We start from the raw sequence: 16,445 nt of genomic DNA, 5'->3' as shown, positions 1-16,445 counted from the left end.
ATAAAGAAAATGAATTTTTTAAAATTATTCTTCGTCTTTTACAGAGAAACCTTTGAACTTATCAGCAAGTGTCGCAGCCTTAACTGTCGATGCTGAATAAGATCCATTAGCTTCTGCATTAGCTGCAGATTTAATTGAAAGAGCAATTTTCTTAGCTTCTTTATCAATTGAAATTACCATAGCTTTTGCAACGTCACCTTTTTTGATAACGTCTTCTGGCTTGTCTACTCTTTCTTCAGAAAGTTCAGAGATATGTACAAGACCTTCGATTCCTGTTTCTAGTTCAACAAATGCACCAAAGTCAGTAACTCTAACTACACCAGCTTCAACAACAGTTCCTACTGGGAATCTATTTTCGATCTTCTTCCAAGGATCTTCTTGAAGTTGCTTAAGACCTAAACAGAATTTTGAGTTTTCAGTATCAACAGAAAGCACTACAGCTTCAATGTCAGATCCTTCTTTATACTCTTCTGCAAGATTAACATTCTTCTTAGTCCAAGAAATATCAGATACGTGGATTAAAGCATCAACTTCTTCACCAAGATCAACGAACATTCCAAACTCAACTACTGATTTAATTTTACCAGTAACTTTAGTACCTAGTGGGTACTTAGCTTCGATTGCAGACCAAGGGTTATCTTGAAGTTGCTTAAGCCCAAGAGAAATTCTCTTATTCTCAACATCAACGTCAAGTACTTCAGCTTCAATTCTTTCACCAACATTGAAGTGCTTAGCTGGGTTTTTAATTTTCCCTGTCCAAGACATTTCAGAAACGTGAATAAGACCTTCGATCCCATCATCAAGTTCAATGAATACACCGTAATCTTTAACAGATACGATTTCTCCACCAACTTTAGTTCCAGCAGTGTAAGTTTCTTTTGCTTTTTCCCAAGGGTTTGGCTGAACTTGCTTAAGACCTAGAGAAACTCTTTCTTTATCAGAGTCAAACTTTAGAATCTTAACATCGATTTCGTCACCCATATTTAATAGGTTCGAAGGATGCTTAACTCTTCCCCATGACATATCTGTAATGTGAAGAAGTCCGTCAATTCCACCAAGGTCAATAAATGCACCATAATCAGTAATGTTCTTAACAATACCTTTAACGATCATTCCTTCTTGAATTTGATCAAGAATTTCTTGTCTCATTTTTCCACGTTCTTCAGTTAAGATTGCTCTTCTTGAAAGAACGATATTCCCTCTTTTCTTATTGAACTTAATAACTTTGAATTCCATCTTTTTACCGATGTACTTATCAAGGTATCTAGTTGGTCTAAGATCAATTTGAGAACCTGGTAAGAATGCCTTAACTCCGATATCAACCGAAAGTCCACCCTTAACTTTTGCGATAACTGTACCTTCAAGTGGAGTACCTTTTTCACAAGCTTCAGAAATTTTATCCCATGCTTTAAGAATTTCGGCCTTGTCTTTAGAAAGAACTAGGTTACCCATAGAAGACTCAAGCTTATCTAAGTAAACTTCGATTTCTTGTCCTTCTTTGATTTTTAAAGATCCGTCGTAATTTTGGAACTCTCTTACTGAAACTAGACCTTCTTGCTTATAACCGATATCGATCATTACATAGTCTTGTCCGATAGAAACAACAGTCCCCATAAAAACTTCACCTTCTTGAAAGTTTTTAGCAGTTGTTGAGTCCAACAGTGTTGAGAATTCAGTTGTTTCTTTTGTTTCAGTATCTTCACCGAAAACAACGTCAAATCCTTCCATCCATTTTTGTTTTAATTCTTGAGTAGTCATATTGACCTCCCTAGGTTTTGAAAAGGCTTGGATACTCCTAATCATCACCATTATTTTTGATGTCGCTGGTAAAACCCGCGTCTCTGTATTCGCTACTGCGACATAAGAGAAATTTTAGTTGCGATAAGATAACTGATGCACCGTCTAAAGTACAGTAAAAATTGTCTTAATTTCTAGGGGTTATAACCTTTTCTGTGTCTTCTTTCTAAAAAGGCGCTCTCTTTTAGTTATTGTTTTCTCATACCCCATAAGTAACTGATTCTTATAGAATTCATAGCCAAACTCAGTTTCTAGCTGCTCTTTTTGAGCAACAAGATTGGTGGTGTATCTCTCATAGTTTAACAACATGCGTTCTAACTTATCTCGCAGCTCTCTTGTATCCGATGTTTTATAGGCCTCACCAAGAACACCGTACTTTCTAAAAAACTCCATTATTGCATACTTCCTTGGAGCCAAGAAAGGACGAGAGTTTAGAGCAGAGCAGAGCAGGAGATCTTCCATAGGCTCTCGCACATTTAACCCAACCCATGCATCTACATTAAAACAAGCAGACGATAATTTATCCGTGGTTTCTAAAAAAATATGCTCCGTTGCACCGATAGTATTAATGAACTTTTTTACATTTTTGTGGATCAAGAATTTAGACCAAGAGACTTCAGAGTATATTATTAGTTTTACTTTCTTTGTTAAAGTACCTTTAGCATTAATCGAATTAACTGCACTTATTATTGGCTCTAAGAACTCTGAACTGACTTCATGGCCGCCTACAGCGCAACCAACAAACCAAGAGCCTGTACTTTTTTGATCAGACTCTGGACACTCTTTGCTCTTTACACCAATTCCAGTGTATTCAAATTTTCTTAGGGGAATATTCATGTGATCATGAACACTATCTGACATCTCTTTAATCGGTAAAAAGACTTGATCAATTCTTTGAATCAAATTCTTATACCAATACTTCTTATAGTACTTTTTAATCTCGTGATTAAATGTAAAAACAAGAGGAACTAAGTGCTTTCTCTTTAGATAAAAACTAGCAGGCCAAAGAAACTTTAGATCATAGCAATGAACAAGTCGAATATCGAACTTCGTTAAGTAATTAACAAAGTCATTTAATCTATACCATTTAAAGAAATTCAAAGAAATTGCAGCACTATGAAATAGACAATCTATCCCTAACGCCTTTGCCTTCATATGAATAATTGAATCTCTTAAGCAGTACAGAAAAACATTATGACCAATCTCTCTAGATATAAGACAATCTTTTATGGCCATTCGTTCTCTAGTTCCCCAAGTCATTCCAAGACAGACATAGAGGATATTTTGTTGATCTTTAAAAATATTGGCCATGATTATTCCAAGTCATCCATCGAAAACTTTTCATCACCCTTTTCATATTCAACAAGTTCGCCCTCAATGGCACCAATCTTCACATTACCTTGAAACTTTAAAAGCTTTCGATACTTATCTACACTAAACCAAAAGAGAATATCACCCTTCTTACGAAGAATTCCAGGAAAGCGGGTCTCAGCTTTTATTCTATAAGCATCTTGCCACTTTCCCATTATTTTTATTCTTTCAATCTTTTCAACTTCCATATTCATCAGCCAAAGTTTAGCTCTTGTTATAATAGGAAACTCATACTTACTTCCTACACTTAAATCTAAGCCCCTAACAAAGTAAAGGGCCGAAAAGGAGTCTTGAAAATACTTTGGCGTATACTCATGGAGCTCTTTTTTACTAAGTTTTTCCTTCTTTATTTTCTTATACCAAAAATGAGTCTTTAAAGTTTCACTATCGAACAGCTGAAGATCATCGACATCTTGCCCCGACTCTCTTTGTATTAAAGTATATTTAACAGGTACGAATGTTTCTGCGTCGACATAACTCTCAACCCAATCTTCAACAGTGTAAATATAATTATAAAAGCTTGCTGACTTCAAAGAACCTTTAAAATGAAAGGCCTTTCTACCTGCAACACTTACAACTGGTAAAGACTCTAATTTCGCATGACCAACCGTCACTCCAAGATAACTCGCCTTAAGTACAAATTTTTCGTTTGGAAAAAAGTAAGGCTTAACAGTGTCCCAGACATATTTATAATTCTTATTATATTTTTTAAAGTTATCAGGGTAATCCTTAGGGTATGTTTGTTTCTTAGACTTAATTTGTTCTTGAGAAACGACTTCCTTTTTCTCAGCCTTTTCTTTAACAACTTCTTTCTTAGCTTTTGTTGTTTTTTTAACCTTTGGGATATTTGATTTTTTAGACTTCTTAGTTACTTTTTTGGTAGATTTCTCTTCTACCTTAACAACTTTATCAACCTTCTTAACATTAGGAATTTCTTCAACTTTAAATTTACTAAATTCATCATTTTGAATATCGAAAGTTTCTACAAGTTCAGTTGAAACTTGATCTCGAAACTTAACATCTTTTGTTGAAGAGCATGAGCTTAATAATAGTGTGACGAGTATAAATGTAGGGATATGTATTTTCATAGTTTTTCCAAATAATTTTAATACCTTAATTCTATATTTGGTAGCCTACTATTGAAAGTAGGCAACTAATTAAATGCTTTGGAGATGATTTGTTTAGTCTTCTCTTCCCCGTCTAAAAAATGTACCTTTATCTCAACGTAAAGTATCCTTTCGCTGTCTGCAACTCGCCGTATTTTAACTATATCTTTCTCAGTCGTTAAAATATACGCATCCTCTCTTTCGGCCATTTCCAGTAACCTAGTAATCTCCTCGGTCTTAAAGTAATGATGATCAGGGTAAGATTCTTGATGAATAATATTCATTCCCATCATATCAATATTTTTAAAAAAGGCCGAAGGAGAAGCAATCCCTGCTACGCAAATAACATTCTTTCCAACGAAAGTATCTATATCAAATACTTTTTCATACGAGATATTAAATAGACCTGTTGGTCGATAACAGATTTCAGCAAAGCTTAAATGACGATTAAAACGAAGAATTAACTTCTTCAACTCATCTAATTTGGACCTACTTACTTGATCAGCACGCCCTAATACTACAAGTTCAGCATCTTTTAGCGCAGTGAATCCTTCTCTCATGTATCCGGATGGTGCAACCTTATATCTATCCAAAGACATTAAACTATCAAAGAGAACAATATTTAAATTTCGACTTAACTTAAGATGTTGATGACCATCGTCTAATAGAACAACGTCAGGAGAAACTTCTTCAAAATAATGTTCAAGATTCTCACTTCTTTTCTTACCAACAGCAATAAATGTATTCTTAAGTCTTCTAGCAAGGAGTAATGCCTCGTCACCATATTCAAATGGGTTATAACCAAGTCTAGCGCCACTTTTTAATAATCCACTTCCGTGCTCTAGTTTCCCTTTATAACCTCTCATAAGAACAAGAACTCTCTTATCCATTGTCCCAAGGTACTCAGACAGCCAGAGAGTAAAAGGAGTCTTTCCTGTTCCACCAAATGTTAAGTTTCCAATCGAGATAATTGGTATTTGAAAATAGTTCTTTTTAAAAAGTCCATAATTGAACATGAATCTTCGGACTCTATAAACAGATTCCCACAATAAAGAAAGAGGAGAAACAAGAACAGAAAATAACTTTGAATTAGTGTTATAACTCATATGACTCCTCTATAACTTTTGCCATATACTCTCCCGCATCAAAATCTCCTCCACTAATGAGAGATCTCGTTTTAGATACTTTTTCAATTATACTATTATAAGATTGCTCGCTTTCTAAAAACTTCATTAGCTCTGTTTTAATATTGTACACACTTGCTCTTTCTTGAATTAACTCAGGAAAGATTTCTTCATCATGTACAATATTTGCTAAAGAGACATGTCCATCATAGGAAAGAAAAGTGTAGAAAATATAAACATTAAGTAAGGAACTTTTATAAACAACTACCGTTGGTACGCAAAATAGAGCAGTTGCCAAAGTAACCGTTCCACTTGCGGCCATTGAGCAATCGGCCCATTTCAATGCCTCTGGCAATTGTTCATTATCCCAAATGAAGTCGCAATCTGCTAAATATGGATCAAAAAGCTCACTCTTAACATTAGACGAAACAACTAGACCAACCTCAATGTCTCTCTGTTGAGAAATCTCCTTTGTCGCCTTTATAAAGTCTGGTAGTAAGCTAGCAACTTCAAAGTTTCGACTTCCTGGTAGAAGTAAAACTCTAAGTTTTTTTTGTACTTCTGAATAAGTTCTTTTGGGTGGAAGGTCACTAAGTTGATCTTTGTAATTTAACCACAAAGGGTGCGCAACTTGCTTAACTCTTGTTACACCTCTTTGTTCAAACCACTTCTTCTCAAACGGTATAATCGTAAACAATGAGTGAACACATTTTTCTATAACTTCAGCACGATATGATTTCCAAACCCATGCTTGTGGAGCGACATAATATAGTACATTCACACCTTGTTTTTTTAATCTTTTTGCCAATCGTAAATTAAAATCTTGAAAATCAATCAGGATTGCCACTTTGCATTTCTTCTCTTTAACTAATTGCTCTATATTCTTTAAAGCATTTAGATAGAAAGGTATTTTACCTATAACCTCACTAATTCCCCATGAAGAAAAATCTTTGAGATGGTAAGTAAGCTCCATGCCTTCTCTTTCAAGTTCATCACCACCGACTCCCCAAAAAGCACATTCCTGATTAAGAGAGTTTATCGTTTTAATAAAACTTAAAGCGTGTTCCTCTCCAGATTTTTCACCAGCAATGATCAAGCAGTTTTTCATCTACAATTCTTCCTCAGACTTAGACTCTAAACTTCTTAAAACACAGTCAATTATCTCAACTGCATCTAATCCTGCTTGATAATCAACAAAGATAGGATCACTTTTCAGAATAGAATTATAGAAATAGTTTTGTTCGAGTAATAGATGGTCTCGTTTTTCATACGGAACTTCCTCAACGAATTTTTCTTGAGCAGCTCCAGCTCCAACGAGTAGCTTATTTTGAAACAAATCAAAGAACAGTGTACCTTTTTCATTGATGACTTCTACGTCTCTCATTTCTTTGATGTGATTACGACCAACACAGATTGATGCCTTCACACCACTTTTAAAGTAGAAATCTGTAGTTACATGATCCCACTTATCAGTTCTAATTTTATAACCTGTAGAGCGAAGAGAAGTCGGCTTCTCTTTTAGTAGGTAAAGTAATAAATCAATATCATGAATCATTAAATCTTGAACGACATCAACATCTGTCGCCCTACCTTTAAATTCGGCAACTCTGTTAATTCTTATCGTCGGTGAGTTTCTAAAATAATCTTCGTATTCATTTTTTCTTTCCCAAATCTGGTGGCATCTTTCACTATGCCCGACTTGGAAGATAAGCCCAGGTCTATCTTTTAAAATATCACCAATGCACTTTGCATGCTCAATAGTTGAAGTCATTGGTTTTTCACAAAAAACATGAATATTTGATTTTAAAAGTTTTTCAACCACTTCATAGTGTAGAGAAGTTGGTGTCACAACAATAGCTGCATCAACATTCTCTAAAATCTTATCAACACTATCGACAACTTCAACATCTGGGTGCTTCTGCTTAGCACTTTCCCTTGAGCCTGGAAATGGATCTACTATATACCTTAAGTGCGACTGCTCTAATGCCACCACCTTGTCAGCATGCCACTTCCCTAAGTGTCCATAACCAATTACTGCTACATTTAATTGCTTCAAATTATTCTCCACTAAATGAATGGCGCTATACCAACTTCGCTTTTTCTAATCCCATCACACATTTCTTCAATAAGTTGATTTCCAGCAAACTCCTCTAAGTTCTCTGGATGATCTACAAATGCCCTTGGAGAAAGAGGGGAAGCTTCCATAGTTCTATAAAAATCTACAAGTTCAGAGATATCTTTTTTCTCATAACCTTGTCTTCTTAGACCTATAATATTTATACCTTTGAGCTTACATCTATTACCATAGGCCGTTCCAAAAATAGGTATATCTCTATCAATGGCAGATGCCCCACCAATATAAGCTCCTCGCCCGAGAGATACAAACTGAGAAACATTAGTTCCGCCACCTATTATTACTCTATCACCTATTTTCACATGCCCTGCAAAGTTGGTTGAGTTAGCAATAATACAATTTGATCCAAAGACAACATCATGTCCCATATGAACATAGGCCATAAAGAAGTTATTACTTCCAATAGTAGTTTCTTCTCTATCTTTCAAAGTCCCTTTATGAATAGAAACAAACTCTCTAAAAACATTCTTATCACCAATCACGACTCTTGTTGGCTCACCCTTATAAGATAAATCTTGGGGGTCAGCTCCGATAGAAGAGTATTGAAAGAAAATATTGTCAGTTCCAATAGTTGTATGACCTTCAATTGTTACGTGATGGTGAACAACTGTTCCATCACCAATACTCACATTTGGACCAATTATAGAATAAGCTCCAATAGAAACATTTTCACCTATCTTTGCTTCAGGAGAAACAATTGCTGTTTCATGAATTAAATTACTCATAGAAAATCCTTTATAATTTTACCGAGGCCATTACTGTACATTCAGAAACAAGGTTTCCTTCGTGTGTAATTTTACAGTGACTCTCAACCATTGGTCCTCGTACTTTAGTACACTCTGTCTCTATTACTATATCCATTCCAGGCGTTACCGGTCTTCTAAACTTTGCGTTAGAAATGGAAACTAATGCAACATCCATATCTTTTCCATAAGGATCATCATAAGCAAGAACGTAAATAAAACTAGATGCTTGTGCCATAGTCTCAACCTGAGTGACTCCTGGAAAAATTGGATTTCCCGGAAAGTGTCCAGCAAAGATAGGATGATCTTCACGTACATGAAAATGGGCCTTTATCTTCACCCCTACAAGATCTTTGATACCAAGAAGTTCGCCTTTCTTTAACTCATTAGGAGGAGTTACGGATTCCACACTATCAACAAATAGAAATGGTTCTCTGTGTGGTAAGAACTTCATTACATGTTCTTTATCAACTAACATTACTTTGCTCCTTTTTTTAAAGATTCTTTTCTTACAAATGCTATTCCTTTCATCCATTCTTTTATTGGACGAGCAGGATGACCTCCTACGATAGCTCCATCAGGCCAATCACAATTAACCAAGCCGCCTCCAGCGACCTGAACTCCTTTACCTAGTGTAAAGTTATCTCCCATACCAGACTTACCTGCCATTACACAGTAATCACCAAGTATAGCACTACCACCAATGGCCACATGACCACAGATGATTACTCCTCTTCCTAGTTGAACATTGTGTCCAATTTGAACATGATTATCAATCTTTGTACCAGACCCAATAGTTGTACTTGAAAAAGTCCCCCTATCGATACAAGAATTAGCTCCAATTTCAACATCATCACCTAAGACAACATCACCAACATGCCACACTTTTAAATGGACTCCCTGATGATGATTATAGCCAAATCCATCTGCTCCGATAACTGAACCAGAATGAATACGACAATTCATTCCAATAGTTGTGAAAGGATAAATAACAACATTAGGATAAATTTCTGTACCATCACCAATTTTAGAGCCAGAGAGAATGCGAACACCTGAATGTATCTTCACATTAGCACCAATTTCTACATCTTCTGCAATGAAAGCCCCCTGAGCAATCCAAGTCGTGGGGTGAATACTTCCTGTTCCCATTTGTCTTCCATCAACAACCTCATTCAGTCCAGAAAATTTCTGATCCCAAAACGGCTTTGATAGTTTTGACATCGAAACAGAGATATCTTCAGAAGTAGAAATCGAGAGAAAACTACTCGCTAACAACTCTTGCTCAGACTCTAGGTTGTCCCACAATTTCTTTTCAATAATTAAAGAAATAGACTTAGTAGATTCTGACAGATTCTCTTGTAGTTTATTAAAATGTTTTTTGTTTTTTAAGAACAAAAGTCCCTTAGAGCGTAGATCTCTAATGTCAGTTATAAGTTCAATATTAGATAAAGTGTGATCCCCGTGAATAACTTCAAGCGAGCTATCAAATTTTTTGAGCATTTCTATTGAAAACAAATTTCACTCCTAATACGAAGAAAGGGAACATGCCTACTAAGACTTGTTCCCCTATTATTTATACAAATAAAATGAATATCTTCTACTTATTTATGCTTACTATTGAAGGCCTTAATAACTTCATCAGTTAAATCTTTCTCAGTCTTTGCATAAATGATTGGAGCAGTTGCAGATTCAATAGTGAAATCAACTCCAGCTTTTTTAGAAATATCACTAATAACTACTTTAATTTTTTCAAATAGTGGCTTCTTAAACTTTTGCTCTAGCTCTTGAATCTCTCTTTGGTATCCAGCAGTTTTTTGCTGAAGCTTTACAATACTCTCTTGAATTTCCATTTGCTTTTGCTGCTTAGCTTTTTCATTCATAACTAGAGATTGTTTTTTGAATGCCTCTTGCATCTTTCTAATTTTATCTTCTTCTTTTTTTAGAATCTTTTGCTTTTCATCAAACGTACCTTTCAATTGATCTTTAATTTTTTTTCCTTCATTAACAGATACAATTACTTTTTGAACATCAACTTTACCTACTACGATTGCAAAAGCTTGAGAAGACAAAATCATTGCCGCTACAAGTACTAATATTTTCTTCATTGAAAACTCCTTAAATGAATATTTAAAACTAAAATAATTGTCCTATATCAAAATGGAATTGGCTACCAGAGTCTTCGTCTTTTCCAATAGGATATCCGAACTCAAAACGTAGGACACCGATAGGAGAAAACCATCTAAACCCAAAACCATAATCCATCTTTAAATCAAAGTCACCTGGAGCTGCCGCGTCACCAGCATCAAAGAAGACAACCCACTTTAATCCAGCTTCACGAGCAAGTGGATGTTCAAACTCAAGTTGGGTATAAACAGACATCGGAGCACCTGCGTTAAATGTAATTTTTTGTGTTGTCCCACCAATTACAGCATCAACAGTTCTCTTTGGCCCAATCTCTTCATAAGAGTACCCTCTTAGGTTTCTAGAACCACCAAGTGTATATAGCTCAGTTCTTGGGATCTCTCTTCCGTCTTTTTCAATTTTTCCAGCAAATAATCTAGATCTAAAGACAAGGTCACCTACGACACGATGAAAGAACCTTCCATCAAACTCATTTCTAAGCCATTCTTTATCTCCACCAAGACCAGCAAATTCAGAAGAAACTGAAAGGTAGTAACCTTTCGTTGGCTCCATTCTATTATCTCTTTTATCTCTTAAGATTGAACCTTTGATAGTTGAAGCTATACCATTTTCAACTTCAGGATTTACTGTAGGATCCTTAACTTCCTCAAGCTGAGTATCTTCGAACTTATAGGTCATAAATAAACGAGTATATTCAAATATTGGATATCCTACCCTAATATCAAAACCTTCTCTTTTATAATCATAAGATATTGATTGAGAGTCTCTCGTTACAAAGATATCCCCTCCAGCGGTCCACTTACTATCAAATAGGTAAGGCTCGGTAAAACCAATATTAAAAGTTCTATTATTATCAGCGATATTTAGAGAGAAGGATAAATTCTGCCCCAACCCTCTAAAGTTATTTTGCGCAATAGATGCCTGTAAAAATGCTCCCGTAGCAGTAGAGTAACCTGCCCCTAGAGAGATCTGCCCAGTATTTCTCTCTTTAACCTGAATCTCAACATCTAGAACATCATCTTTTCCTTGAGGTGAGACCGTATTAAAGACAACACTTCCAGGCTCAAAGAAACCAAGTCTATTTACATTTTCTTTTGATTCTCTAAGCTTTGTTCCAGAGAACATTGTTCCTTCATTTATTTTAAGCTCTCTACGAACAACTTTATCTCTGGTTTTAGAGTTTCCTTTTACTACAATTTTTCCAAAGTAAGCGATTTTACCTTTCTCAAAAGAGAATTCAACATCAACCTTATCTTCACCCGGAACAGGATGCAGTGTTCTTAGAACGTTGGCAAAAGCATAACCTTTATCCTGATACATCTCTGTCAAAAGCTGCACATCTTTTCTCAGAAGAGCTTCTGAGTATGTCTCATTGGACTTAAGGCCAAGCTTTGAATGCAGCTCCGAATCTTCAAAAAGAACTTCACCTTGAAAAGTAATATCTCTAACAGTAAACAGAGGACCTTCAGTAACCTTAATTGAGATAAAAACCCATTTTCTATCTTCTGAAACGGTAATCTCTGGAGTACCTACATTAACTAGAAGATAACCTTTGGTTTTATAGAAATCTTTGATTCGTTCAATATCAATATTGAAGTTAAATTCTTTAAAGTTTCCAGAACCTGACATGAAAGAGAAAAGACTCTCCTCACGAGTTTCCATAATTCCTTTTATCTCTGCATCCGAGAAGGCCTTATTACCAAAGAATGATATCTGTTTTACTAGTACTTTCTCATACTCGCGAATTTTGTAGACTAGCTCTAAGTTTTCAGTTCCCGCATCTCTTAACTCATAATCTACAGAGGCTAGATAGAATCCTTTTTCTTCATAAAACTTCTGAAGTGCTACAAGGTCGAGTTTAATTGTATTTACATCAAGAATAGAAAACTCTTTGGTCTTTAGCTGACTGGTTAAGTCGTCTTCATCAACCTCATCATTTCCTTCGAAAACAATTTTCGTTACAATAGGTTTTTCTTTGACTTTAAAGATAAGAATATTCTTACCTTTTTCTACTCTATGATGAGACTCAACCCACTCAAAGTACTTTAATCCATAAATTTTTTGAATATCTTTTCGAAGTAGATAATTATCTAGAACAATACCTTTTTTGGACGAAATTTTCTCTAGGATGGCTTCTTTTTCAACCTTCTTAGAACCTTCGATGCGAATTTCATCAATCTTAAAAAGATTATATTTCTTTCCAATATCATCGATTGCAAATGCATTCATCGTGAATGCGAATATTATAAAAACCAGGAAACTTTTTATCAATTTTGAATTTCTGATAAGTTTCTCTGAGTCAAAGCTCAAATGAGACATCCATTCTCCAATTACAACTGGATTAAAAAACTCTAGTATAGAAAATTATCAATAATCATACAAACTTACAAAGATAAATTCAAAGCATTTACGATTCTGTGCACAAGATATGACACAATATAATAGGATTTATTTAAACAGCACTAAGCGTTAACCCATCTTGCATATGAATAATACTCTCAAACTCCTGTGATACATTATCATCGTGAGTTACAACAATAAGCGTCGAACCAAAATCCTTGGCCAAATCTTTCAGCAGATTTGTGACCAGAGATGAATTTGAAGAGTCTAAGTTACCTGTTGGCTCATCGCAAAGAAGCAGCTTAGGCCTCAAAGAAAGGGCTCTTATAATATTAATTCGTTGCTGCTCTCCACCAGACAACTCAAAAGGATACTTCTTTAAACAATGTTCAACTCCTAGAGTTTTAGAAAGCTCTTGAGCAACCTCTATTACCTGATCAGTATTTTTATTACCGATCTTCGCTGGGAGTAAAATATTATCCATACAATTCATAGATGGAAGAAGAAAGTGAAATTGAAATATAAATCCAACAAATGAATTTCTATATAAAGCTAGCTTTTCATCATCCAAGTCTTTTAAGTTTTTTCCCGCAACTACAACCTCCCCTTCGGTTGCCTTATCAAGACCACCTATCAAATAGAGTAAAGTTGATTTTCCTGAGCCAGATGCCCCTTTGATTGCGTATTGCTTACCTAGCTCAAAATTTAAGTCAACACCATCTAAAGCATGAACTTTTCCATAGAGCTTCTTCAGTCCTTTAATTTCAACAAATGCCATTAAGAGAACTCCTTTCTTAGTCCAGTTAGGACACTTTTTCTATTCATCACAAATAGGGATAGCCAAGATATGATAAATAACCAGTAATAAGAAATCATAAAAACAAGAATATATTCTAGAAGGTCAAGATTGATACTAAGCTCTCCTAGAGTATATACATCCCCTGGTAGTTTAAAGAATGGTAGGTGCTTTAAACAGAGATTAAATAATTGCACCATTATAATCGACAGAAAACAAGAACCTAGCCAGATAAGACTCATTAAGTATAGCCAGCCCTTGCGAATATCTTTCTGACTCATTCCTAGCGCTTTAAATAGGAATAATTCTCTGGACCTTTTTTCGTTTAAGAAAACAACAAAGGCCAGAACATTGAAAATAGAAATAACCACAATGATTTGAAGAATAATTGAAATAAAGAACTTTTCTTCTTTAACTGCTTTAATAAGAGTTATAAAGTCATTCCAGTAAGGTTTTAATTTATAAGAACCACCTAATTTAGAGTTTAGTTCATCAAGCTTAACTTCAATTTTTTGGGAATATGAAACAGGGTCTTTTAAAAAATTAGTTGAGTCTTGACTAATACTCAAGGCCACAAGATTAACTCTATTTTCAACATTTAAATCACCTTGCAACTCTGCTCTATTTACATATAGAGACCTTAGGTCTCTTTGATAAATTCCGTGACTTACAATACTTCGAACTTTATATCTCTTTAAAGATGGTAACCCTGAGACTTGATTATTTCCATTGGCCAGAGCAAGTACAATAAAGTCAGAAACTTTGACTCCTAAATACTTCGCGAGTTCAACACCTAGGGCAACTTCGCCAGAAGCTAAGTCAACTTCCAGCCCAGTAACAAGAGCATAAGTTTTCGGATCTATGCCTTTAATTAAAACACCTTTTGATGTTTCGCCATTAATTATAAAACCTTCGGTCTGCACTAAAGTTGAATAAGAATTAATTTCATTTAATTCAAGCTCGTGCTTGAGGAAACTATCAAAGTCAAAAAAGCCATATCTAGAATGAATTGTAATATCACCCGTAGATTTTTTAAGTCCAATCCTAAGCGCACCTTCAAATCCATCCATAATTCCAATATTACCGAGAATAACAGACATAGAAAAAGCAAAGCCAAACATCACGCCAAAAGCAAACTTTCGAGTCGTCTTATCTTTTAAGAATAATTGAAGCAGTGTAGATTGAAACAATTGACTAGCTCTCCGTCTCAGAAGATGCTTCAACAGACCACCTTAGGAAGGCATCCATAAATCCATCCAAATCACCATCAAGAACTTTTTCAGCATTTCCAGATTCAAAACTGGTACGAACATCTTTAACTAACTTATAAGGGTGAAGAACATAAGAACGAATCTGTGCCCCCCATCCAATTTCTAATTTATTAGCTTCGTTTTCAGCACTTTGTGCTCTTTTTTTCTCCATCTCTAATTCGTAGAGACGAGATCTCAGAACTTTCATGGCCTGTAACTTGTTTTGCAGCTGGCTTCTTTCATTTTGACAAGTTACCACTGTATTAGTCGGAATATGTGTCATTCTAACTGCAGAGTCAGTTGTATTTACCGATTGTCCACCAGCTCCACCTGATCGATATACATCAATTCTCAAATCCTTATCAAGAATTTCAATTTCAATAGTATCGTCAATTTCAGGAGATACAAACACAGAAGCAAAAGAAGTATGTCTCCTCGCACTTGAGTCAAAAGGAGAAATACGAACTAAACGATGAACCCCTATTTCGGACTTTAGATAACCATAGGCATAGTTTCCACTAACAGTCATTGTCGCAGACTTAATTCCTGCAGCATCACCATCTTGAACATCTAGTACTTGAACTTGAAATTTTTTAGATTCTGCCCACCTATTAATCATTCTAAAGAGCATACTTGCCCAATCACAAGACTCAGTACCACCTGCTCCCGCGTTAATAGAAATGATAGCATTATTAGGGTCTACTTCCCCAGATAGTAATACTTTTAACTCTGCTGCATTAAATTGGCTTAAGAATTTTGTATAACATTCAATTGCATCATTTGCTGAAGCTTCATCATCTTCAGATAGAGCAAATTCAACAAATACTTCAAACTCATCATAGAGCTCTTTTAAATTCTCATAAGTATTTACAACATCACTTAATACTGATTTTTCTTTCTGAATTTTGGCCGCGTTGTCTGAGTCATCCCAAAACCCTTCCATTGCTTCCATATCGGTGATTTCACTAAGACGAGAGTTCTTTCTCTCTATTTCAAAGTGACCTCCGCAGGTTTTCCAATTTTACATCGTAACCCTTAATGGCGTGTATCTTCTCGTTAAGAGTAATTTTAATAGACTCTTGCATTCTTTATTCCCATGTTGTCATAAACTTTTTTTACTAGCTTTTCTTCTAATGAAAAGTGAATCTTATCTTCAATTTCAGAAATTTCATGGTCAAAACCACAAAGATGAAGAAAACCGTGAATGAGTAAGTGTACAAGCTCTTGCTCATAAGTAATATTAAATTCTTTAGATTGTTTTAAACAAACCTCTCGACAAATAACTATATCACCGAAGTTAATAGTTTTATCAAAGATAAAAAGATCTTCAGCATCTACTCTCAAGCTATCGTGACCAGGAAAAGAAAGAACATCGGTAACCTTATCCTTTTGCCGATGCTCAAGGTTTAATGATTTAATCATTTTCTTTCCACAAATAGTAAGACCTAACTCAAAATTCTTTGATTTATTTACCAAAGGTGAAAGATCCTTACTTTTTAAGAAATTTCTTATTACTAGAAATGTCTCATTAAGGTACTTTTTTAGCTTCGCATTTTTTAGATCTGATCCGCTTCTCGAAGAATCGGCCAAATAAACGACGAAGTTATCGAATGTTAATGTTTTATTTTTCATTATCTAATCA

Annotated in this window: 15 protein-coding genes; all 15 read right to left on the bottom strand. The window is 35.1% G+C overall.

The window, feature by feature from the left end:
* Positions 1–24 precede the first annotated feature (24 nt).
* The 15 genes from DPQ89_RS16060 to ybeY all read right to left on the bottom strand — a co-directional run bounded on the left by DPQ89_RS16060 (position 25) and on the right by ybeY (position 16,435).
* The gene (locus DPQ89_RS16060) at positions 25–1,758 is read right to left on the bottom strand and encodes a 30S ribosomal protein S1 (protein ID WP_241558870.1); all 1,734 of its coding nucleotides are present in this window, start codon (positions 1,756–1,758) and stop codon (positions 25–27) included.
* Between the two features lie 180 nt (positions 1,759–1,938).
* A complete protein-coding gene (locus DPQ89_RS16055; RefSeq protein WP_127718047.1) occupies positions 1,939–3,108 on the bottom strand; it encodes a glycosyltransferase in 1,170 nt (389 codons plus the stop codon).
* A gap of 2 nt (positions 3,109–3,110) precedes the next feature.
* Positions 3,111–4,256, bottom strand: coding sequence for a DUF3108 domain-containing protein (locus DPQ89_RS16050; RefSeq protein WP_127718046.1), 1,146 nt, complete (start codon positions 4,254–4,256; stop codon positions 3,111–3,113).
* A gap of 65 nt (positions 4,257–4,321) precedes the next feature.
* Positions 4,322–5,380: a tetraacyldisaccharide 4'-kinase gene (gene lpxK, locus DPQ89_RS16045; RefSeq protein WP_127718045.1), complete on the bottom strand. Its 1,059-nt coding sequence runs from the start codon at positions 5,378–5,380 to the stop codon at positions 4,322–4,324.
* Complete coding sequence (lpxB, locus tag DPQ89_RS16040; protein ID WP_127718044.1) at positions 5,370–6,506, bottom strand: lipid-A-disaccharide synthase; 1,137 nt, start codon at positions 6,504–6,506, stop codon at positions 5,370–5,372. Before lpxB ends, lpxK begins: the two co-directional genes overlap by 11 nt.
* On the bottom strand, positions 6,507–7,454 hold the full coding sequence (locus DPQ89_RS16035; protein ID WP_164848479.1) for a Gfo/Idh/MocA family protein: 948 nt from the start codon (positions 7,452–7,454) through the stop codon (positions 6,507–6,509).
* An 11-nt stretch (positions 7,455–7,465) separates the two neighbouring features.
* Positions 7,466–8,257 (bottom strand): acyl-ACP--UDP-N-acetylglucosamine O-acyltransferase, encoded by a 792-nt coding sequence (lpxA, locus tag DPQ89_RS16030; RefSeq protein ID WP_127718042.1) that lies wholly within the window; start codon positions 8,255–8,257, stop codon positions 7,466–7,468.
* A 10-nt stretch (positions 8,258–8,267) separates the two neighbouring features.
* The gene (locus DPQ89_RS16025; RefSeq protein ID WP_164848477.1) at positions 8,268–8,753 is read right to left on the bottom strand and encodes a 3-hydroxyacyl-ACP dehydratase FabZ family protein; all 486 of its coding nucleotides are present in this window, start codon (positions 8,751–8,753) and stop codon (positions 8,268–8,270) included.
* Complete coding sequence (gene lpxD, locus DPQ89_RS16020) at positions 8,753–9,790, bottom strand: UDP-3-O-(3-hydroxymyristoyl)glucosamine N-acyltransferase (RefSeq protein WP_127718040.1); 1,038 nt, start codon at positions 9,788–9,790, stop codon at positions 8,753–8,755. The genes DPQ89_RS16025 and lpxD overlap by 1 nt, the downstream gene beginning before the upstream one ends.
* A gap of 86 nt (positions 9,791–9,876) precedes the next feature.
* A complete protein-coding gene (locus tag DPQ89_RS16015; RefSeq protein ID WP_127718039.1) occupies positions 9,877–10,380 on the bottom strand; it encodes an OmpH family outer membrane protein in 504 nt (167 codons plus the stop codon).
* A 28-nt stretch (positions 10,381–10,408) separates the two neighbouring features.
* Positions 10,409–12,736, bottom strand: coding sequence for an outer membrane protein assembly factor BamA (gene bamA, locus DPQ89_RS16010; RefSeq protein ID WP_127718038.1), 2,328 nt, complete (start codon positions 12,734–12,736; stop codon positions 10,409–10,411).
* Positions 12,737–12,869: 133 nt separating this feature from the next.
* Positions 12,870–13,535: an ABC transporter ATP-binding protein gene (locus DPQ89_RS16005; RefSeq protein WP_127718037.1), complete on the bottom strand. Its 666-nt coding sequence runs from the start codon at positions 13,533–13,535 to the stop codon at positions 12,870–12,872.
* The gene (locus DPQ89_RS16000; RefSeq protein WP_127718036.1) at positions 13,535–14,743 is read right to left on the bottom strand and encodes an ABC transporter permease; all 1,209 of its coding nucleotides are present in this window, start codon (positions 14,741–14,743) and stop codon (positions 13,535–13,537) included. The genes DPQ89_RS16005 and DPQ89_RS16000 overlap by 1 nt, the downstream gene beginning before the upstream one ends.
* 4 nt (positions 14,744–14,747) lie before the next feature.
* Positions 14,748–15,870 (bottom strand): peptide chain release factor 2 gene (gene prfB, locus DPQ89_RS15995; protein ID WP_241558877.1). Its coding sequence is split into 2 segments (ribosomal slippage): positions 14,748–15,797 and positions 15,799–15,870, totalling 1,122 coding nucleotides; the frame shifts between segments, so codons are not numbered across the junction.
* A 1-nt stretch (position 15,871) separates the two neighbouring features.
* Positions 15,872–16,435 (bottom strand): rRNA maturation RNase YbeY, encoded by a 564-nt coding sequence (gene ybeY / locus DPQ89_RS15990; protein WP_127718034.1) that lies wholly within the window; start codon positions 16,433–16,435, stop codon positions 15,872–15,874.
* Between the last annotated feature and the right edge of the window lie 10 nt (positions 16,436–16,445).

Source organism: Halobacteriovorax sp. HLS (assembly GCF_004006665.1).
In the GTDB taxonomy this organism is placed as follows: Bacteria; Bdellovibrionota; Bacteriovoracia; order Bacteriovoracales; family Bacteriovoracaceae; genus Halobacteriovorax.
This window is presented reverse-complemented; position numbering and strand designations above follow the sequence as displayed.